Below are 22204 nucleotides of genomic sequence, written 5' to 3'. Positions count from 1 at the left end.
CAATAAACCGAAAACAAAATGAAAAGTATTACCGGCCTATTATTGTTTTTCTCCGTAACAATCTACGGGCAAATCATCAACATCCCTGATCCGGCATTCAAAGCCAAACTCGTTTCGGCAGTGCCCGAAAATGGAATTGCAAAAAACTTCAGCGGCAATTACATCACCATCGATGCGAATCACGACGGCGAAATCCAGCAAGCCGAAGCCAATCAGGTGTATAAGCTGTATGTCGTAAATTCTACGATCGCGAGCCTCGAAGGCATTCAGTATTTTAATACGCTCGAATGGCTGGAATGTTATAACAACGCCATCACGACTTTAGACCTGACTTCAATGGACAGCCTTGAATGGGTGGACTGCTCGAACAACCTGCTGACCTACGTCCACATGCCCACAACAATTGCTTACCTGAACTGCGCGTTTAACCAGCTTGCCACAATTGATGTCAGCAACAGCCATTGGATTACAGATCTTGTGTGCTCATTTAACCCGCAACTGCAGTCGATCTTTGTGAAGAATGGCAGCTATTGCAATATCACACTTGTTGAGGATTTTAACCTGCAGTACATCTGTGCCGATCCAGAAGAGTTTTATGCGATCAACACCCGCCTCGATTATGCTGGAATTACAGGCTGCGAGGTGAATTCGTATTGCAGCTTTACGCCCGGCGGTGGTTACGATACCATCACAGGAAGCGTATCATTTGATGCAGATAACAATGGCTGTGATGCCGCCGACCCGTTGCAGGCAAACGTGAGGTTAAACATTACCGATTTCACCACGTCCTTTGCGACAGCCACCGGATTTGATGGACACTACGCATTTTACGCACCGCCTGGCACCTATGCTGTGACACCATCCGTAGAGCATCCAGAGTTTTTTACGGTTTCTCCCGCCACGGTAACCATTCCTTTCATTTACCCTAATGTGACAAGTACCCAGGACTTCTGCGTTACCGCTAATGGCGTCCACAATGATGTTGAAACCGTAATCGCTCCAATAACGCCTGCAATACCAGGATTTTCGGCGAAGTATCTTATCACATACAAGAACAAGGGCAATCAGGTCATGTCTTTGACGGATGGCATCAACTTCAATTTTGACAGTACCCATGTTGGCTTTCTATCGGCAAACATCGAGCCGAGTTTGCAAAATGCAGGGTCCTTAAATTGGAGCTATGAAAATCTGATGCCATTAGAGTCCAGAAGCATTCTGGTAACCATGCACATCAATGCACCGACGGACCCCAATCCGGTGAATTTGAATGACGTGCTGCACTTTTCGTCAACGATTTCTCCGCAGAACATTGATGAAAATGCCGATGACAATGCGTTTGCATTGAACCAAACCGTAGTTGGTTCTTTTGATCCCAATGACATTACCTGCCTTGAAGGTGAAAACGTTTCTCCAACTGAAATCGGGAAGTACCTGCACTATCTGGTCAATTTTGAAAACACCGGCACTTATGCTGCACAAAATATCGTTGTTAAGGATACCATCGATACCGCAAAGTTTGATGTTTCTTCTCTACAGGTGCTGAATGCCTCCCATAATGTCGATGCGCGTCTCACAGGAAATGTTTTGGAATTGATTTTTCAGGATATCCAATTAGATCCTGCGGCCCATGGCCATGTCGTTTTTAAGATTCGGAGCAAAGACAACCTTGTTACCGGAGATAGTGTTTCCCAGCAGGCCGGAATTTACTTCGATTATAATTTCCCGGTCATTACGAATATGGCGACAACCGTTTTCAGTACGTTAAGCGCAGGTGATACCATGAAGGACAATTCGCTAACCATCTTCCCGAATCCTACCGCTGATGTGGTACACATAAAATCAAACGGCAACATCGGTACTATTGAATTGTTTGATGCCCAGGGCAGGATTTTACTGCAGCGGGACATAACTGGCACCGAGGCGTCGCTGAACGTATCCCAATATACTTCCGGTGTATATTATGTAAAGGTCAAAACGAGTACTGGCGTAAAAACGCAGCAGTTGCTTAAGAAATAAAAGCGTCCCGATCGCTTTCCTTAAAAACCCGCTTCACCAGAGCGGGTTTTTTTGTAGCGTGAAGCGAAGGTTATTTTTTGCACTAATTATAATAATATTAACGATTTGATACCGATATTGATTTTTTAATTCATCCGAAATTAGTTAAGTTTGTTAACTTTTTACTTTTAAAGGATTTTATACCAAAAACCATGTCAAAAACTGCAATATTAGAATTGGATGGCAATAAATATGAGTTTCCGGTCATTGTCGGGAGCGAAAATGAAGTGGCCATCGACATCAACAAACTACGCGATTTAACCGGCGCCATTACGATGGACCCGGGTTACAAGAATTCAGGTTCCTGCAAAAGCAACATCACCTTCCTCGATGGGGAAGAAGGAATTTTACGTTACAGGGGCTATGCGATTGAAGACCTTGCTGAAAAAGCAAGCTTCCTCGAAGTGTCTTACCTCGTTATTTTTGGCGAATTGCCTACGACGGCACAGCTCGAGCAATTCGAGGCCGACATCCGCAAGTATTCGCTTGTGAATGAGGAAATGAAAAACATCATCGACGGATTCCCAAAGAACGCACACCCGATGGGCGTGTTGTCGTCGCTGACCAGCGCTTTAACGGCTTTCAACCCAAAGGTGGTGAATGTAGAGAACGAAGGGGAGATGTATGAGGCCATTGTAAAGACGATGGGTAAATTCCTCGTACTGGCTACCTGGACGTTTCGCAAATCATCGGGTTATCCGCTCAATTATTATGACAACACCAAAGGCTATGTAGAGAACTTCATGCGCCTGATGTTTGAATTGCCTACAGGGCCTTACACGATCAACCCGGTTGTGGTGGATGCGCTGGACAAATTGTTCATCCTGCATGCCGACCATGAGCAAAACTGTTCTACCTCTACCGTAAGGATGGTGGGGTCGTCACATGCCGGTTTGTTTGCTTCGATCTCAGCGGGTGTTTCTGCGCTTTGGGGGCCTTTGCACGGAGGTGCGAACCAGGCGGTTTTAGAAATGCTTGAGGAAATCCAGAAGAACGGTGGCGATGCCGACAAATACCTGGCCAAAGCCAAAGACAAGGATGATCCATTCCGATTGATGGGCTTTGGGCACCGCGTGTACAAGAACTTTGACCCTAGGGCGAAGATCATCAAGAAAGCCGCCGATGAGGTGCTTTCTACCCTGGGTGTGAACGATCCGGTATTGCAAATTGCCAAGAAATTGGAAGAATCCGCTTTAGTAGACGAGTATTTCGTATCCAGGAAACTGTATCCAAACGTGGATTTCTATTCCGGAATCATTTACCGTGCGTTGGGCATCCCAACGGATATGTTTACGGTATTGTTTGCGATAGGCAGGCTTCCGGGCTGGATTGCACAATGGAAGGAAATGCGTGAAAACAAAGAGCCTATCGGAAGGCCAAGACAGATTTACACGGGCTATCCTTTAAGGGATTTCAAGCCGTTTGAACAACGATAAAATTTAAGATGAATAATGAGAAAGCCCCGCGGAAGTGGGGCTTTTTTTGTGGGGTAAGGTTTGTATGTAACCCAACGGGACTGCTGATAGGGAGATGGTAGCTGCGGTTCGTGTTGCTTAGGCCGGTGATCGCATCGCAAAGGACGCGGTTCGTGTTGCAAAGGGTGCGGTGCGTGCTGCAAAAAGACTTCTATCACTATGTAAGGGCTATAATGCGACTTTCTAGTGTTTAACAGACGCTAACGTATCTTGCATCTTTGAGAGCGTGTCGTTACAAAGAAGTTTATCTCGAAGTGCTCAAAAAAGAGATTAAATTAATTACTTTGTGTTAATTTATTACTAAATTTCGTTAAATTTAGGATCTATTAACCTTATAAACAACAATTATGAATACGAAAAAATTATTTTTTTTATTATGCGCATTAATTGGAATTACCACAGCAATCGCCCAACCTGCTAACAGCTACTTCGCAGGGCCGGATGTGTGTACTGCCGGTAGCAATAATACTTATGTTGGAAATAGAGCTGCTAACGGGGCTACAGCAACTAGTAATGCTGTGTTTGGGGACAACAGTTTTATTAATTCGACAGGAAGTTCAAATTGTGTTTTCGGTACGCAGGCAATGTCACGTAGCGATGTTCTCAATACACTAATCTTTAACAGCGGTGATGGAAATTGCGCTATCGGACGGCGGGCGTTAAATAACAATACTACTGGAAGTAACAATGTTGCTATCGGATTTGATGTAATGCGCGGTAATACTACAGGTAGTGAAAATATCGCCTTAGGTCATAACGCGCTTTATGGTAATTTAGGCAACGAGAATATTGCGATAGGATACGCGGCAGGACATCAAAATGGCGGTGACAGGAATGTTTATCTCGGGTATGGTGCCGGTGCCAGCGCTTCCGGTAATAATAATATTGCTATAGGAGCAGATTCAGGATCATTAATTACAGGAGTTAATAATAATTTTTTCGGATTCCAGTCCGGGTCTACCGTTACTTTAGGAAGCGGAAATTTATTTTTAGGTAACCAGTCTGGGCAAGGTGTTAACGCAGGAAATGACAATACTTTTATTGGACACGCCCTTGTCAATGCAAACGTAAGCAATACCATTATCCTTGCTGATGGTTCAGGTAATCAAAGGCTCTACATTGACTCCAACGGAAAAGCCGGAATTAACTTGGGAAACAACGTGATTCCTTCAAATCAATTGGAAATTGGAACTGCTGTGGTTTCGGGTACGACAGGTCTTCGTTTTAGAGGACTCACACGGGGTACATCAGCAACTGCAAATACATTAGGTGAAGTACTTACCGTAAACAAAGATGGCGATGTCATACTTGTTCCGGATGCCGGTGGCTCAGGCGGCGGGTTAACCTCCTTAACCGCGGGTACTAACATCACACTTACCCCCGCTGGTTCACCCACTGTCACTTCATACACAGTAGCTGCAGCAAATTTATTCACAAATGATGGTACCATTAACACGACATCAGGTCTCAGGACAGTGACCATGGGAAATAATAACCTGTTCTTTAATACTACACAAGCCTCTGGTGACACAAGAGGTAGGGTCTATATTGGGAACTCGACGAACTTCGCAACGACTACAGGTAATTACAGGCTATATGTTGAAGGCGGTATCCTCACCGAAAAAGTAAAGGTAGCCCTTCGTTCAACAACAAACTGGGCGGATTACGTATTCAACGACGACTACAAACTGCAATCGCTCAAAGACCTGGAAGCATTCATCAAAGCCAACAAGCACCTGCCAAACATCCCTTCCGCCGCAGAATTAGCCAAAGACGGCCTTGACCTTGCCGAAATGCAGGCCAAACAAATGGAGAAAATTGAGGAACTCACCCTTTATGCGATTGAGCAGGATAAAAAACTGGATGCACAACAGCGGCAGATTGAAGAAATGAATGCAAAGTTGGAGTTGTTGTTAAGAAATCAAAAATAACTCCGATGAAAAAAATATTTACGATCATCGCAGTATTCGCATACAGCGCAGGATTATACAGTCAGGAAACGACGCTGTGTGAAAATCCCGGTTTTGAAAATGCTACGAATCATTTTCAGTATTACAGTGCATCCCTTTTTTCCAATCCCGTAAGGAATGACCACCAATCATGCGCGACGCCAACAGGGACTTCGAATTATACGACATATACCCCTTCAGCAACAGTGAATAGATCTTCGGACACATCATTGGCAAATGGGAACGATCCATTTATCAATCCTTCGCCATATGTTACACCGGTTGCTAGGGTTCATTCTGGAAACTATGCTGTAAGACTCGAGTCTAATTTCATAAGCGGTACAAGCTCGAATGGGATGGTGACGTTATCGGGTCCGGTCAATATTGGAGCAAGTCAAGACGTCTTTGGATTTGCATTTTCATTAATATTCCAGTACAGCAACAAAGACAGCCATACGCTTTATGACGAAGAAGCCTACTTTCGGGCAAGGCTTGTTTCCGGAGGGACTGTTGTGAGCGAGATATGCATCAAGGCAGATCCTACCAAATGCTATTTAAATAAAATCTTTGATCCTGCGCCAAACCTTATCGACAACACCGTTACGATGTACACGGGTTGGGTTTGCGGCCGATTGAATAGCTCAACGATTCACAATCAGCAGGCGACGCTTGAATTCCTCGTAGAAGGATGTTCAACTTACAACCAGCATCGCACGATCGTTTATATCGACGATGTGTGTTCTACCTGTAGTGACACCGATTTGTATACTAACTGTTGTAAACCAGACTTTACGGCAACAAATTTCGTAACCCCTTATTATGAAGAAGACAAGTCCCGCTCTCAATGGATTAATTGTATTAATACGATTTGGTCAGGCGCTAAAGCCATCTACCATGCCGGGGACTACGTGGAGATGAATCCGGGTTTTGAAGCATTAAGTGGCTCCCAATTTGCTGCATACATAGAATCTTGTAGCAATTCTTACGTATACCGCCCGTCACAGGATATGGAGGAACCGCTGCCGGCGCAGTCAAACGGGATCAGGATTTATCCCAACCCCTCCCACAGTCTGATCACGCTATCCTATGAAGCAGCAGACCTCAAATCCATCACCATCACCGGGATGGATGGCAAACGGATTTTGGCGCGTCCCGCGTCAGGCCGGGAAATGCAGATTGATGTCAGCGGTTTCTCTAACGGCATTTACCTTGTCACTGTGGAAACCAGCGAAAGAAAAATACTAAACAGCAAGTTCGTCAAAAACTAATCATTAAACCCCGCCCCAAGCGGGGTTTTTTATGTCGGGTTGGGAGCTGGTCGTTTGAACACCAATAAATTTAAGATGAATAATGAGAAAGCCCCGCGGAAGTGGCGCTTTTTTGTGGGTTAATGTTTGTATGGAATGCAACAGGGCTATTGATAAGGAGGTGGTCGCCGTGGTTCGCGTCGCAAAGGATATGGTTCGCGGTTCGCGCTGCGAAAGGCGCTTTAAGTATGCTGAACAGACTGGGCGCTTCTGTGCGCGACCCGCAGAAAAAAAAATGTGAATTTAATGTATCTCGTGGGATTGCACATCTTCTCGAGCGTACAGTGCGCATGGCTTTGTGGATGTTATATTATCATAATGAGAATAAATGTTATTATAAAGTTAACTTTAATGTTATTTTAAAAATACCCGCTAGAGGGTATTTTTTGGAAAAATTAAATAGCTATCTTTATGAGCAGGAAAATTGGTTGTGGGAAAGGTTATGCATGTTGGCGTTGTACAACCATAAAAACCTCTGAAAAGTCACTCGTGAAATAGCGGATGTATTTTTAGAATTTGCTTTAAAAGGCTCTTTTTTATTGGTATTATATGAATTTTGGATGTCGGTTGTTAGATTAATTTTAATGATGTTCTGGAAATAGGATAGGGGGCGTCAGAAAGAAAATCCAAAACCATAGAAAGGCATAGATCGGGTAAAAACCAAATTCGTTTTTTAAATTTTATTATTTCGCATTAAATTCATTTTTTATAAATATTATTATTTTGACATCTTTTTAAATGTATATTTATTTACGTGCATGCCGGCGGGTCAGTACACAGGTCCATGTCGAAGGGCAATCGATGTTACAACTATAAAAATGGAGATTATGAATTGGTCAGTATTGACAGGACGATTACAGCGGCCTGTATATTTTGTAATGTTAACAGCTACCTCACTAAAACAAGCGTCCATCTGTAGCGTGGACAAATAAACACAATGAAGAGAATAAAGCTAATTTTTACCGGTGCAATTGCATCAGTATTGTTACTGTCATCCTGCAGTAGCGACGAAGAGAACGGATTAAAGGAGAACGCAGGTGCTATGAAAACGGCGAGTATGTTGAGTTTTGAAAGCGCTTTAAAAAAGTGGTACGCTTCAAACCCGGCAGCCAATAACGACGTGTTGCCCAAAAATGATGTGCGGGTTAACTCAGAAATTAGGAATCAAGCAGTAACGTTACTAAAAGAACTTGGTGTGAGTGCGTCAGAAATTGATTCCAGAAAAGGGATTTCGGATGATATGTTCATCTATTTTACTTTAGAAGAATATTCTAAAACACTGGCCGAGCAATACAACCAAAACAAAAATTAAAGATGAAAAAGTTAACGTTGCTCTTATCAATATTTATTTGTAGTTGTTGTTTTGCTCAGAAGAATATAACGGTGACCAATCTTACGAGTAGTGCCATGAAGATTTATGGCATAAGGACAAAACCATCAGTGGGAACTTATCCTTATTGTTATGGATATGCCTTTGCGCTATACCCTGGTCAATCCTATACCCTTGTAAACAATTTGAGTACTACTAAATTTCCGTTTTATTCTTCGCCTACTTCACTGCCGCCGGTTGTCAGCGGCCTGAACTGGACAAGAGTCAATTCGGCGACCAATTCATTAACCAATCAAACGGGAACAAGTCTTTGGAATAACGCATTTGCAGCCTCCCAAAACTTCAATTATGTAGATTTTAGCATTGGCTCCATCAATGGAAATCCCGGCAACTTCGGAACAATTGGCGTTTCCACACCAGGCGGCGTACTCACTAATCCGACTGGCGGATGGGAAGCTTACTACGATTTCTATCAGCTATCACCAACAAGTTCAGAAGTTACAATAACATTTATCGATCTATAAACAATTCACAATGAGAAAATTAATTATAATTGCTTTGTTGATCTGCGGAGCACAAATGCAGGCACAAAAAACGTTCAAGCTTTTCAATTTAACCGGCAACACCGTCATCATTGACGATTTGGTAACGAATACAGGTACCGCGAATGCTTTTCCGCAATTCCACTCCAAACCGAATGGTCCGGTAAGTATACCGCCATTTGGCACCTACACGCTAACCACAACAAATGCTACGCGTTTTCCATTCTTTTCGCCCACGAGTACGCCGACTATTAATTCCTGGGAGCGCGCCACTTCTGCTACCAGTAGTTCAGTGATTTCAAGTACTGTTGCATTTCCGTTAGGTACTGCGCAGGTATTTTATTGGATACAGGTTAGAATCGGTGCCACTACAAAACAGGTTGGATTTTCAGGGTCGGGTTACCCAACTACATTAACCAGTAGCGGTTGGACAGCGAGCTATACCCAAACGGGTACGGGTGCAGCGCCAATTTATAATGTCACAATACAATAAATTTTAATAGACAGATGGCTTGTGCTGTCTGTCTATTTTTTACTTTTACTCCCATGAAATTATTTACCTTTTTTATACTACTCAGTATTTCCGCAGCAGCGCAGGATTTTAATTTTCAACGCAGTTGGGGCACCTACTTTGGGGATGAGCGGTTTTTTCTCAAAGATTCGAAAACAGACCGGTCAGGAAACCTATATATCGCAGGGGTTTTTATCAATGGGAACAGCACGTCACAGCCTGTTTTTTCGACGCCAAACAGCTATCAGCCTACTTATGGTGGGGGTGAATCAGATGGATTTATTGCCAGGTTCAACAACGCGGGCGTACTCACCTGGGCTACTTATTTCGGAGGGAGTGATCTTGACAACGTATCGGGTTTGGATTTTGACGATTTGGACAATGTGTATGTCGTAGGATCTACCCAAAGCGCAGCCGGGATTGCCTCGGCAGGCGCCAGCCAAGGCGAACTGCATGGGATTTCAGATTTTTTTATCGCCCGATTTTCAGAAGCCGGTAACCTCGATTGGAGTACTTATTACGGTGGTTTAAATGAAGAAGGCGTTGGTAATAATGACATTTACAGCTACCTCAATCGGATTTTTATCAGCCATGACCATTCAGGGTATTTTTATATCGGGGGGAATTCAACAAGTCCGGATTTAGGCACCACAGGTACTTTTCAGGCATTACAGGAAGAGTCCGATCAGATCATTGCTAAATTCGATAACAATGGCAGCCACGTCTGGACCACCTATTATAGTTTTAATGGGAATTATATGCTTGCTTTAAAAGCTACTACAACTGCATTGTATGTGCGGGGGCGTATCAATAATTGTAACCCTGCAAACCCAACCGACAATGGCTATTACGGCTCTGCCAATGGTTATCAGCCCACTGCGCTGAATTGTTCCAATACGTTCCTCTCGAAGTTTGACGTCACTGGTCAAAGGGAATGGAGTACGTATTATGCCGAAAACAACAGCACCTCCAACAAGTCACTCGAAGTGTATCAGGATAAAGTATATTTTACGGGGGTCAGTTTTAGCAATCTGGTGACCACGCCAGGGGTATTCCAGGAATCACCAGGATTAGAAGTGCCACCTTATCTGGTCCAGTTTACTGAAAGCGGCACCCGGGATTGGGGGACGTACAATGGTTCAAACGAAGGATATCCGCCATTTGGAGGCAATTATGGTTTAGACCACACTACCGTTGACGCATCGGGTGGGGTGTACCTGAGTGGTATCACCGGGCTGCATTCGAACTTTGCCACTGCCGGAGCTTACCAAACCGAGTTAATCGGACAAACGGATGGCTACATTTGCAAGTTCGGTAATCAGGGACAAAAAATTTGGGGTACCTATTATGGAGGCAATCTGTTTGAGTATGATATGGTCATGCTGCCATCGGTTACGGATACTTTTTTCGTGGTGGGCACGTCTTCGAGCACAACGGGTTTGACGACCCAGGGTTCTCACCAGCCCGATCTATCGACGTATGACATCGAAAATGGGACACCTCAAAATATTTTTATTGCCCGTTTCGAACCCATACCATTAAATACAGATCCATTCCGCGAAAATCCATTTACAATTTACCCAAACCCAACGCATGGGCATTTTACTGTTGCGTTGAACAACGAAAATATTGATCAGGGAACGCTCGACCTGTATGACGTCGTTGGTAAAAAAGTGCTGAGCCAAACGCTAAACGCCGGAAACACCATCGTCAACACAAATCAAATATCCAAGGGGATTTACATGGTCAAAGTAACGGCCGGTAATAAAAGTTATCGTGCAAAACTGGTTGTTGACTGAAAATACTGATTTTGTGATGCATTTTGTGTTTTTTCAGCGGTCAGCTTTCAGCTTTTAGCGATTAGCTTTTAGTTTTGGTCGCCCCCTGCGGGCCGCGCGCTACGTCCCGAACCTTCGGGACACGGCACCTTGCTTCGATCGCTGGCGCAGCGCCGTGTTCCTTTTAGGAACCTTGTCATCATCGAGAGTTGGCGACCCGCGTGAGTTCAAAATTCAGACTACCCGTTAAATAAAGAAATTATGTTCAAGTTTACAATGAAATAGCGCCGAACATGAGCATCATTCCCAGAATAATAAAACCAACTCCACCCATATATCCACCAACTGTATGTGCTGGAAAAGTTTTATTGGGGTGTTTGTAAGTATAAATTATGGCTAAAACACCAACGGTAATTAGTCCGATAGATTTCAAAAGATTCATGGTTTATTTATTTTGTTTTAATTCTTGGTCTTTTACCGTATCAATACTTTGGTCTATTATAGCGGTCGCCGCTAATTTAACACCTTCATTAGTAACTTTGCTATCGAATTGAAAACCTGCTATTTGAACTGCTATGACGGCGGTTGCTCGTATTGCGGCGTCCCCTTTTTTACCTACCCGATAGCGCTGATATATCTCCCCCGGACCATAGCACCGATTGGAAATCGGAGCAGTCGGGGTTATTCTTGCGAAGATTCCTCCTTCGTCGGAATGACAACCCCATACCGTTTGCGTTTGAAAACAATTTGTCCGCCAATCAACTCAAACGATAAACTCATCTTCAGCGCGCCTGTCTGGACATTGTCATTTCGACGAAGGAGGAATCTTCGCACATATCTTCGCTACGTTTGTCATAGAATGGGCTATCTCGGCACGTTCAGAAATGATTCCGGCGCCTTCAGGAATAAGAATATTTCATTACCCATTCCATCGTAAAACCTCAAAGGCAAACCGCTGCGTTTCTTCCGTGTCAATCTTGATATTTCCCTGGAAGCCCTTGACGCTTCCTTCCGTCGCCCAACTCCCTTTCGTGAATTTAAACAGCGCCGGGCTGTGCAGTTTCAGCGTCAACTCGCGTACAAAATCCGATTTCCGTATCAGCTGTATTTTTCCGGGATCCCAGTTCCCCAGTTCCGGCTGGTTGCCGGTGAGGAACACGACGTCGTCCTTATCGGGTACGACCACGGTTATCGTCACCGAATAGGTTTCGGAACTGTAGTCATTCGCCACCCGCTCTTCATAAGCAAAATACTCCCGAAGCCCATTTTGTAGCGAAGGCAGGTATGTACTCCAATGCCCCTCGTTAGGATAAGATTTCACTACAACATCCAGCTTCTTTTTCAGCGCTTCCGATTGCCCGGCAAAAGCATAAAACCGTTCGCGTCCCGTTTTCCAGATTTCCCAGCCTTGAATCGTTTCTTCTGCGGCATGACTCACGTAAACGAATTTCCTTTGCAGCAGCTTGCTGTAATCAAACGCCTCAAATTGTTTGGCCAACGCGTATTCATCGTTCGCGAAGTTCGGGGAAATGGCGATATAGTCATTGAACAGGCCTTGGTCTTTCATCAGGGTATACAAAACGAAGGCGGCGCTGTTCGAATGACCCACAGCAATCCGAGTGCCGCCCACCCGGTAATGGGCCGCCAGGTACGGCATCGCCTCATTGCACAGAAAAGCCATGAATCGGTCCGCATTGCCGGCATTCTCACCCCATTTTTCCCGGTAGGCAGCAGTTTGCTGTGCCGGCAGCATGTCCTTGTTGCGGTTTTCGGAAACGATTCCCACCACGATAAAGCTTTTTCCGCCGGTTTCCTGATAGGCCAGCAATGAATGCGCCAAGTCAAACGCATCGCGGTTTTGGCTGTCGAATACATAAAACACGTCAAAGGTGTTGTCGGTTGCCTCACCATACCCAAACGGCGTGTAGACCAGCAGTTCCCGCTTTTCGCCCATGATTTTAGAATCGATGGAAACGTTGTCAACCTGCTGCCCGAAGCAAACAACCTGAAACAACAATAAGAGTAAAGGAATTTTTTTCATACCTCCGAAGATAAAAAATCCTGCGATAACAGGACTGTTATTTTTCAAATCCAATGATTTGCCGCCCGCCCGGTCATTTAATGGTGAAGGAGGCGTATTAAAAACAGTGCGCAAATCGATTTTTGAAAAATTTAGAAAAAGTATGGTTTTCCCGTAAAATTAGTCTCGGGAAAATTGTATTTTACCTTCAGGGAAGGGGAAGTTACGGTCCCTACGGAAAGAAATTAAATTTCCATTACGGCAAACCCGTATATTTTGTTAAAGTTTTAGTTTTGAGCGAAAGGTTAGCATTTTACACACATCTTAAGGCCACATTGCTTTGGACTGAATTGCGAGATTCTCACCATATTAGCGACACATTATCAAATCCTCAACTTTTCATTTTTTCAACAGGGGGAATTTCCCGAAATCGTTATCTTTGCCCTAAATCAAAAGAGTTGTATGCTGCAGTTGAATGTAAAGAATGAGACTTCCAGGCTTCGCGCCGTAATCCTCGGTACCGCCGAACTAAATGAGCCCACCCCAACATTAGAACAGGCCTACGACCCTAAATCGTATGAGCACATCAAAAACGGAACTTATCCTTCCAATGAAGCCATGGTGGCAGAAATGGAAGCGTTCCTTAATGTGTTTCAAAAATATGATGTAACCGTTTACCGTCCCGAAGTGATTGCGCATGTCAACCAGATTTTTGCACGCGACATCGGTTTTGTGATTGACGACGTTTTCTTCCAGGCCAATATCCTGCCGGACCGCGATAAGGAGTTTCCCGCCATACAGTATGTAATTGACCAGATCGATCCGAAAAAATTTGTACACATCAAAGACCAGGACATCCACATTGAAGGCGGCGACGTCATCGTCTGGAACGACCACATCTTTATCGGTACCTACAATGGACCCGATTATTCTGCGATAAAAACCGCACGCACGAATAGGGCAGGGGTTGATTTTATTAAAGCGTATTTTCCAAACAAGACCGTCGTGGCGTTTGATCTCGTGAAATCCACCACCGAAGCCCGTGACAACGCACTGCACCTCGATTGCTGCTTCCAGCCCATCGGTACTGATAAAGCGATTGTCTACAAAAACGGTTTTAGGAATGAAGCAGAATATCAATACTTACTCGATTTTTTCGGAGCAGACAATATATACCACATTGACCGTGAAGGCATGTACAATATGAATTCGAACGTGTTTTCAATTTCGCCCGAAGTCATCGTTTCAGGAAACAATCCATCCGAATTCGGGAAGTTGAACCAATGGCTTCGCGATCATGGTTTCACCGTAGAGGAAATCCCCTATTCAGAAATATCAAAGCAGGAAGGGCTGCTCCGCTGCTCAACCTTGCCGCTTATCCGTGATTAATCTATTTAAGATGTAAAGTTTGAGGTTGTGACCTGAACTTTACACCTTACACCTTAAACTAAAAACATGAACCAAACCACCAATTCGATATTGATGATCCGTCCGGTTGCTTTCCGGATGAACGAGCAGACCGCCGTTAATAATTACTACCAAAAAGTACTTGATGGGTTGCTGCCCGCAACAGTCAATGCCAAAGCACAGCAGGAATTTGACGCGTTTGTGGACAAACTAAGCAACGCCGGCGTCGAAGTGATCGTTGTGGACGATACCACCGATCCGGACACCCCAGATTCGATCTTTCCAAACAATTGGATTTCGTTTCATGAAAATGCCGATGTGGCCCTGTACCCCATGTTTGCCGAAAACCGACGGAAGGAACGCCGCGAGGAAATCCTTGACATGCTTGAGGATAAAGGTTTTCAGATTGAAAACATCATCGATTATACGGACGCTGAAAACGATGGTTTCTTCCTCGAAGGTACCGGCAGTATTTTGCTGGACCGGGCCAATGCCAAAGCCTACTGTGCGCTGTCACCACGCGCCGATGAAGAATTGTTTATTGAATTCTGCGAGGATTTTGACCTTCACCCGATTATATTTGAAGCCTTCCAAACGGTCAACGGCGAACGGAAATTGATTTATCATACCAATGTCATGATGTGCCTTGGCGAAACTTTTGCCGTAATCTGCGCGGATTGTATCGACGACAAAAAGGAACGCAGGATGGTTTTGGACAGCCTCAAAGACGACGGTAAAGAAATTATATTGATTACCGAAGACCAGGTAAACAATTTTGCCGGCAACATGCTCGAAGTAAGGGGTGCCGATGGCAATAGATTATTGGTGATGAGTGCGGCTGCGCACCAAAGCCTCACTGCAAAGCAAATCGAACAGTTGGAAAATCACGCGACGATACTAAGCTCCAGCCTGGATACCATTGAGGCCTGTGGCGGAGGGAGCGCAAGATGCATGATGGCGGAGATCTTTTTGCCCAAGGCAAATCAGGCGTAAGGCTCAAACTCCGAAGTTTATTCGCAGATGCCGGCAAGTAACAATAAGATCGGCGTTTTTGAATGTGCTCGATGATTACGTATTGCTGAAGTTAATGCTAAATTTGACATTGTCACGTGATCAGTTAGAGAAGATTCCTATCTTTAGCGCTTATATTTTATCATTATGAAGAGAATTGTTTTGCTGTTATTCGTTTTTGCAGGCATTGTTTTTACTGGATGCCAGGAAGAAGAAGTTATTCCGGATCCACAGAATTCCGTGGCATTTGCTCATCCTGAGATCGACCTGATAGGAGATAATACAACGGTCAGCGTAGCTTTCGCTGATCCTGCTGCCTATGCAGGAAGCATTACGTTCTCGGTTACGGAAACTGGAGTGGCGTATGGGACCGATTTTACCACAAGTCCTGAACCAGTTAATCATTCGATTACGATTCCTTTTGAAGCAGGCGCATCTTCAGTATCTTTTTTATTTACCAGGCTGGTCAAGGCGTATGAAGGGGAAACAAAAAATGTTGTTTTCACCATTACCGGCATCGACCCACAGGGTATACTGATTCCTGACGCCACACGCAGGGTGCAGGTGAATTTTGACGAAACGCCTGTTTTGTCCGGCGAAATTGCGCCTGAAGTGGGTGGCCCGAATGTCCCCAACCAGGTTTTTGTGGACCTGAGTTCCGGAACTGCTACAGCAGTGGCGCGGACTTCATGGGATTTGGGATTTTATGGTGGGGATGAGTTCAGGGTAGTACTGAATGGTGCCACCAATATGGCTGCAAAACAATTAAATAGCAATGATCTGACCCAATTGGTCACAGTAGATGATACAGTAGCGGTTGGCGAAGACACAGGTTCAGGCATTCAGAATGGAAATCCGGCATATGTGGATGGTCCGGATGGAAGCATTACCCATACGGCCATAGCTGAGGTATCCGCCAACGACGGCGACAATAAGGTTTACCTTGTCAATCTTGGGTATAAGGTTTCAACTATTTTGCCCAATGCAGGCAGTGTAAATGCATATGGTGATGCAAGAGGCTGGATCAAAATACGGGTATTGCGCGACGGTATAAACTATAAATTGCAATATGCAAATGTTGATTCCACCACGTTTCAAGAGGTTTCCATAGAAAAAAAGGCGGCGTTCAACTTTACGTTTTTTAGCTTTAACACGAATGCTGTGGTTAATGTAGAGCCTGAAAAGGCGAAATGGGACCTGAATTTTACTTCATTTACCGATGTTGCGAATTTAGGAAGTGGTTTGTTGTCGTATGCGTATCAGGATTTTATCGTGACGAACACTAAAAGCGGAACACGCGCCTATGAAGTATTGAACAGCGCGGGAATTTCCTACGAAGATTTCACCCTAGCCGACGTAGCTTCTGCAAATTTTGACCTTGCGGCTTCGATCGACCAACGAGCCATCGGCACCAAATGGAGAAATGACGGTTCGGCATCGCCCGATGTTAAGTCGGACCGATTTTATATATTAAAAGACGGTGCAGGGAATGTGTATAAGTTAAGATTCACAGCCATTACGAATGCTGCCGGTGAGCGCGGAAACCCGGCGTTTGAATACGAATTGTTGCGATAATACGCTGCGTTAAATTTGATATTGCCTTAATATAAAACAGTTCGTCTATACAAAAAAGTAATCCCAGGTCCACCTGATTCCGGACCTGGGATTACTTTTTTAAATGAAGCAGGAACCTATTTCAAAAAGCTGTCAATTACTTTATCGCTCTCTGCTTTTGCGGCATCAGGTTTTAAGTCAAATAAGTGCTCATAAAGGGGTTTACCGCCAACAGTGGTTTGTAGATTAAGATCACTTCTTTGCTGAAAAATGGTCTGCCATTTGGCACGAACATTTTTCCATAATGCGGCATTTTTTTTCCAGTAGTCGCGTGCCGATTGGCATTTTGAGTCGGCTACCTTCGTATAAACATCATATCCTTTTTCCTTAGCGAGGATTACATCCTTACCGCTGTCATCCCGGATGATTTTTACGTTGTCCTGGTCGTGTATCCAGCCGTTTGCGGTGATTTCGTGGGTGTTTTTTCGCTGTAACACATTGTAATCGTTGCGTACCGTATATTCACGTCTCGGCAGTGGCGCATCTGCGACAGCTGTCCAATAGTGCCTGCCATCGGAGTGGATCCACGTGGCGGTTCCCGTATATCTTGGACTGTCATCCACCTGATATACATTTTGCGTCCATTGCCCTTTGATGGCTGATTTTGGAAGTGAATTAAACTTCCAGGTCTTGTCTTTGAAGAATTGGTGAAAATCAGTATTCTCATATACCCAGTCCTGTCGCCAGTGTTTCACAATCATGGAGTCGGTTACAATGAGTAAATGTTGCAGAACGAGTTTATTGGGTTGGTCTTCCACCAGTTCCACCCATTCCAGCCCCGCATCCAGTTTGGTTTTTGAAGGTTGGTAATTCCCGTCTTTCGAGTACTGGAATGTCTCGGCAAAATTAAACTCGACTTCGTAACATCCGCACATGGATTTGATGGCTTTGATGTCTTCAGCCTTGCTCTTTTCCTGTGCATTTGCAGCGCATCCGAGTAAAAATAATCCTGCAAGCAACGCTTTTGTGCTCAAATTAAAACAAATCATTTGATTTTTAGGTTGTTGTAATTTCATGATAAAAGGTTAAAAATTTCTTTTGCAAAACTATGTATTTTTATTTAGAATAATTAAAGATAAGGATATATATTTGTCAAAAATTATTAAGAACCACTCTAAATAATGAAAACCTATCTTTCAATAACTGCATTATTTGCCCTCGCAACTACAGGTTCAGCTCAGGAAAAAATTGTTGATACCCTTAAAACAGCTTCGCTGGAACAGGTGGTGGTCACAGGACAGTTTGAACCACAATCCCTGAAGAAATCCATCTACAATTTGCGGGTGATTACAAAAGAAGACATAAAGCGGCTGGCGGCAAATAATCTTGCTGACGTGTTAAGCCAGTCCTTGAATATCATCATCAGGCCCTCTGGAAGTGACGGCCGTTCCGCCATTTCGCTGTTCGGTCTGGATGGACAATATTTCAAGATTTTGCAGGACAATGTCCCTATGGTCAGTGATGCCGGACTCGGCAATAACATCGATTTGACGCAGATAAACCTAAATGATATCGAACGCATCGAAATTATAGAAGGCTCGATGGGTGTGACGCACGGAGCCAATGCCGTAAGCGGTATCTTAAACATCATCACAAAAAAGGGGAGCGATACGAAGTGGGAGCTTTCGGCTACGGTACAGGAAGAAACTGCCGGGGCGGAATATGCGCCTTTCAAGGCGGGGAAACACATACAGGGACTAAAGGCAGGGCATAAATTTTCAGAAAACTGGTATGCTTCGTTATCGTTTAACCGAAATGATTTTGACGGGTTTAAAGGCGACAGGAGTGGCCCCGATCATGTGCCTAATGATGGTACACGTGGTTATCAATGGCTACCTGACATGCAGTACAGTGCGAGTTCCATGCTGAGTTATGCCAAAGATGATTTCCGGTTTTTCTATAAGTCAGAATATTTCAGGGAGAAGACAGCATTTTACAATGCGACTGTAAATGCGGTAAATAATCCGCCGTTTGAACCCATTCGTACCGCGGATGACAGCCGTTATTTTACTACGAGATTGTACAATCATGCGAATATTTCAGGGCGATTGGAGTCAGGATTACGTTATAATGTTTCCGCTTCCTATCAAAATCAAAAAAGAGAAACCGAAGATTTTGAATACAACCTAAATACCAAATCGGAATCGGGCAGCACCAAATACAAAGACCAGTCGTCTGTTGTTTTGTACAGCACGGGGACTCTATCCCATTTTTTCATGGATAAGAAATACGATCTCCAATTGGGCTATGAATTCAATGGACAAAACGGTTTCTCAAAGGTAATTGCAGAGAATAACTTCGTAAAGGATGTGCGCAGGCAGTTCAACAATTATGATATTTTCCTTTCGGGAGAATACGCCGCCACCGAAAAATTGTCTCTTCGCCCTGGAGCGCGCTATTCTTTCCAGTCTGTTTTTGACAACCAGTATGCAGCCTCCCTCGGGTTTCGTTATTTATTGCCAAAACAGGTCGAGCTCCGCACTTCTTTCGGGAAATCATTTCGCACGCCTAATTTCGAGGAAATGTATTCGGAACTTATTTTCTCAGGTCATTATTTCATCGGTAATGAAAATCTGCTTCCCGAAAACAGCACTTCTTACGAAGCAAGCATCAGGAAGACGTTTTCCGTTTCTGAAAAGTCTTCTTTATCAACGGTGCTTACGGCAAATTTACTCAGTGTAAAAGACCGGATTTCGATGGCACTGATTTCAGTGGCTCCGATTGCAAAATCACAATACATCAACATCAGCAAATACAGCATGTGGAATGTCGCGGTAACGAACCAATTCCGTTACGGTGAATTTTCAGCCAATGGTGGCGCTTCGCTGATTGGGATTTCCCAGCGACTTGACAACAACGAAGCGGTCTCGGATGATCGTTACCTGTATACATTCCAGGGTACAGCGAATGTATCTTACAGCATCCTTAAATGGGAATCCGCATTGTCAGTTTTCTACAAGTATAATGGAAAGCAGCAAACCTATATCAGCAGTTTTGACGAGGAAGGCAATCCGGTTTTTAAGCCTTCGACGGTGAGTCCGTTCAGCCTGATGGATGCCTCAATCCGTAAAACGTTTTACAAGCATTATGAAGTAACCCTGGGCGTACGGAATATCCTGGACGTAACCAGTGTGAGGCAAACAAGTGCCAATGCCGGAGCGACGCATCCAACGAGCGATAACGTGATGTTCGCCTATGGCCGTTCCTATTTTATCAAGCTTACGTATAATCTTAATTTTTAATCCAATATTTTACAATCATGAAAAAAAATCTTTTTCTTTTATTTGTTTTGGCAGGACTTGTATTTACAGCCTGTAACGACGACGATGGATCAGCGATTCCTGAAAATGCAGCGGCCTTCGCCAATCCCGCTATAAACCTGACTACTGAAAATACCACAGTAAATATCGTTTTTGCTGCGCCCACGGTTGCATCCGGAAGCGTGACGCTGGATGTTGCTGCAAACAATGTGGTTTACGGAACTGATTTTACCACCGCTCCGGCAATAAGTGGAAATACAATCACTGTGCCTTTTGAAGCCGGTGTGTCTGCTGCAAGCTTTGTGTTTACAAGAATAGTGGAAGCTTTTGAAGGACAGACGAAGAACGTGGTGTTTACGATTGCCTCCGTTACTGTTGATGGTGTAGCCATTCCGGATGCGACCAAAACCGTACAGCTGAATTTCGGCGAAACGCCAATCCTTACAAACAACATAGCGCCTGAAGTGGGGGGACCAATGGTACCAAATCAGGTGTTTGTAGACCTGAGCTCGGGAGCGACCACAGCAGTACAACGCGCTTCGTGGGACCTCGGTTTTTATGCAGGGGACGATTTTAGGGTTGCAATCAATGGCGCCGTTAAGATGGCAGTAAGACAACTGGACACCAACGATATGACACAAGTGGTTGCGGTAGACAATACGGTAGCTGTTGGTGAAGGGGGCGGTGCAGGCATTGTGAATGGAAATCCATTATATGTAGACGGTCCTGACGGAAATATTGCAAACACCGCTATCGCTGAAGTTTCCGCTACCGATGCCAATAATCGGGTTTATCTCGTAAACCTTGGTTTTAAAGTGTCTACTGTGGCGCCGAACGTTGGCAGCGTAAATGCCTATGGTGATGCAAGAGGCTGGAGAAAAATCCGGATTTTGAGGGACGGAAGCAATTATAAATTACAGTATGCCAATGTTGATGCGACGACTTACCAGGAGGTTTCCATTGCGAAGAACAGCGCGTTCAATTTCACGTTCTTCAGTTTTGACAGTAATGCTATAGTTTCGGCTGAACCGGAAAAAGCAAAATGGGATTTGAGTTTTACACCGTTTACAAACCTTACCGATTTTGGGGCAGGTTTCGTATCTTATGCATTCCAGGATTTTGTCGTGACCAACAGAAAAGGCGGAACCCGTGTCTATCCCGTATTGAACAGCGCGGGCATTTCATATGCTGATTTTACTTTAGCCAATGTTAACGCTCCTAATTTCGACCTTACGACATCAATTGACCAACGGGCAATCGGTTCTGGCTGGAGGAATGGCGGAGGCCCCACTACTTTGCCTAGTGTAAGAGATGACCGTTTTTACATCTTAAAAGATACGGCTGGGAATCTATATAAAATCAGGTTTGTTGGCATGACGAACGCTGCAGGAGAGCGCGGGAATCCATCATTTGAATATCAAAAACTACAGTAATTATGAAAGTTAAAAGCATCATCAGGATTATTTTTAACCTGATCCTTGGCGGAATGCTCGTTTATGGCGGCATCATGAAGTTTGACAAGCCCATGCCGTCTCCGACAGCAATCGTCGAGAAAGTACAAAAAGGTGAAGCGGTTGCGCCAAATACGGAAATCCTGAAAATCAAGAACTACATTTTCGGGATGAAGCAAACCGGGTTTTTCTGGGAGTTTCTAGGCATTGTCGAGTTGGCTGCAGGTATATTGCTGATCAGCCAGGTATTTTCCGGAGTCGGAGCATTGATTGCATTGCCGGTGGTATTAAATATTTTCCTGTTTCACTTGTTCCTTGAATTCGAAGAAACAGGGGAGCTGCTCCAAACGGCGGGCTTACTGTTGATTAACCTGGTCTTAATCGGGTTTACCTACAAGACTTGGAAGTCCTTGGTTTATGATAAGAAAATCCTGAGTTTAGGATAGTTTTGTTTCACTACTTGTTTTTTTTGAAAAGGCTTCCTTCGGGAGGCC

17 protein-coding genes are annotated in these 22204 nt (G+C 44.3%); 14 read left to right on the top strand and 3 right to left on the bottom strand.

Going from position 1 to position 22204, the window contains the following annotated elements:
* Positions 1 to 18 precede the first annotated feature (18 nt).
* From CFE23_RS03615 to CFE23_RS03580, 8 genes are all read left to right on the top strand, one after another.
* Positions 19 to 2016, top strand: a complete 1998-nt coding sequence (locus tag CFE23_RS03615; RefSeq protein ID WP_291084152.1) for a T9SS type A sorting domain-containing protein — start codon at positions 19 to 21, stop codon at positions 2014 to 2016.
* 191 nt (positions 2017 to 2207) lie between these two features.
* Positions 2208 to 3491: a citrate synthase gene (locus CFE23_RS03610; RefSeq protein WP_291084149.1), complete on the top strand. Its 1284-nt coding sequence runs from the start codon at positions 2208 to 2210 to the stop codon at positions 3489 to 3491.
* Between the two features lie 386 nt (positions 3492 to 3877).
* Positions 3878 to 5461: a hypothetical protein gene (locus CFE23_RS03605; RefSeq protein WP_291084146.1), complete on the top strand. Its 1584-nt coding sequence runs from the start codon at positions 3878 to 3880 to the stop codon at positions 5459 to 5461.
* A gap of 5 nt (positions 5462 to 5466) precedes the next feature.
* The gene (locus CFE23_RS03600; RefSeq protein WP_291084143.1) at positions 5467 to 6747 is read left to right on the top strand and encodes a T9SS type A sorting domain-containing protein; all 1281 of its coding nucleotides are present in this window, start codon (positions 5467 to 5469) and stop codon (positions 6745 to 6747) included.
* A gap of 976 nt (positions 6748 to 7723) precedes the next feature.
* Positions 7724 to 8098 carry a hypothetical protein gene (locus tag CFE23_RS03595; RefSeq protein WP_291084140.1) on the top strand — a complete coding sequence of 125 codons (375 nt, stop codon included), beginning with the start codon at positions 7724 to 7726 and terminating at the stop codon, positions 8096 to 8098.
* 2 nt (positions 8099 to 8100) lie between these two features.
* A complete protein-coding gene (locus tag CFE23_RS03590) occupies positions 8101 to 8640 on the top strand; it encodes a hypothetical protein (RefSeq protein WP_291084137.1) in 540 nt (179 codons plus the stop codon).
* A gap of 10 nt (positions 8641 to 8650) precedes the next feature.
* The gene (locus tag CFE23_RS03585; protein WP_291084129.1) at positions 8651 to 9151 is read left to right on the top strand and encodes a hypothetical protein; all 501 of its coding nucleotides are present in this window, start codon (positions 8651 to 8653) and stop codon (positions 9149 to 9151) included.
* Between the two features lie 53 nt (positions 9152 to 9204).
* Complete coding sequence (locus CFE23_RS03580) at positions 9205 to 10968, top strand: T9SS type A sorting domain-containing protein (protein ID WP_291084126.1); 1764 nt, start codon at positions 9205 to 9207, stop codon at positions 10966 to 10968.
* 250 nt (positions 10969 to 11218) lie between these two features.
* Here the strand turns inward: CFE23_RS03580 and CFE23_RS03575 are convergent, their stop codons facing one another.
* Together CFE23_RS03575 and CFE23_RS03570 are read right to left on the bottom strand one after the other, a co-directional pair.
* Positions 11219 to 11389 carry a hypothetical protein gene (locus CFE23_RS03575; RefSeq protein WP_291084123.1) on the bottom strand — a complete coding sequence of 57 codons (171 nt, stop codon included), beginning with the start codon at positions 11387 to 11389 and terminating at the stop codon, positions 11219 to 11221.
* A 477-nt stretch (positions 11390 to 11866) separates the two neighbouring features.
* Positions 11867 to 12988 carry an alpha/beta hydrolase-fold protein gene (locus tag CFE23_RS03570; RefSeq protein WP_291084120.1) on the bottom strand — a complete coding sequence of 374 codons (1122 nt, stop codon included), beginning with the start codon at positions 12986 to 12988 and terminating at the stop codon, positions 11867 to 11869.
* A gap of 441 nt (positions 12989 to 13429) precedes the next feature.
* Between CFE23_RS03570 and CFE23_RS03565 the strand changes: the two genes are divergently transcribed.
* The 3 genes from CFE23_RS03565 (at position 13430) to CFE23_RS03555 (ending at position 16960) form a co-directional block, all read left to right on the top strand.
* The gene (locus CFE23_RS03565) at positions 13430 to 14356 is read left to right on the top strand and encodes an arginine deiminase family protein (RefSeq protein ID WP_291084117.1); all 927 of its coding nucleotides are present in this window, start codon (positions 13430 to 13432) and stop codon (positions 14354 to 14356) included.
* A 66-nt stretch (positions 14357 to 14422) separates the two neighbouring features.
* The gene (gene ctlX / locus CFE23_RS03560; RefSeq protein WP_291084114.1) at positions 14423 to 15367 is read left to right on the top strand and encodes a citrulline utilization hydrolase CtlX; all 945 of its coding nucleotides are present in this window, start codon (positions 14423 to 14425) and stop codon (positions 15365 to 15367) included.
* 165 nt (positions 15368 to 15532) lie between these two features.
* Entirely contained in the window at positions 15533 to 16960 is a 1428-nt protein-coding gene (locus tag CFE23_RS03555) for an HmuY family protein (protein ID WP_291084111.1), read from the top strand.
* A 116-nt stretch (positions 16961 to 17076) separates the two neighbouring features.
* Here CFE23_RS03555 and CFE23_RS03550 read toward each other — a convergent pair whose 3' ends face one another.
* On the bottom strand, positions 17077 to 18015 hold the full coding sequence (locus CFE23_RS03550; RefSeq protein WP_291084108.1) for a DUF6607 family protein: 939 nt from the start codon (positions 18013 to 18015) through the stop codon (positions 17077 to 17079).
* Between the two features lie 105 nt (positions 18016 to 18120).
* Here CFE23_RS03550 and CFE23_RS03545 point away from each other — a divergent pair, with 105 nt between their 5' ends.
* From CFE23_RS03545 to CFE23_RS03535, 3 genes are read left to right on the top strand one after another with little or no spacing between them, the layout of a single operon-like run.
* Positions 18121 to 20241 carry a TonB-dependent receptor gene (locus CFE23_RS03545; RefSeq protein ID WP_291084105.1) on the top strand — a complete coding sequence of 707 codons (2121 nt, stop codon included), beginning with the start codon at positions 18121 to 18123 and terminating at the stop codon, positions 20239 to 20241.
* A gap of 17 nt (positions 20242 to 20258) precedes the next feature.
* Positions 20259 to 21692: an HmuY family protein gene (locus CFE23_RS03540; RefSeq protein WP_291084102.1), complete on the top strand. Its 1434-nt coding sequence runs from the start codon at positions 20259 to 20261 to the stop codon at positions 21690 to 21692.
* A gap of 2 nt (positions 21693 to 21694) precedes the next feature.
* On the top strand, positions 21695 to 22156 hold the full coding sequence (locus CFE23_RS03535) for a DoxX family membrane protein (RefSeq protein WP_291084099.1): 462 nt from the start codon (positions 21695 to 21697) through the stop codon (positions 22154 to 22156).
* The last annotated feature ends 48 nt before the right edge of the window (positions 22157 to 22204 follow it).

Origin of the sequence: Flavobacterium sp. BFFFF1 (genome assembly GCF_002256285.1) — a bacterium.
Classification (GTDB): domain Bacteria; phylum Bacteroidota; class Bacteroidia; order Flavobacteriales; family Flavobacteriaceae; genus Flavobacterium.
Note: the sequence above shows the minus strand (reverse complement) of the source record. Positions and strands in the feature narration are given on the sequence as shown.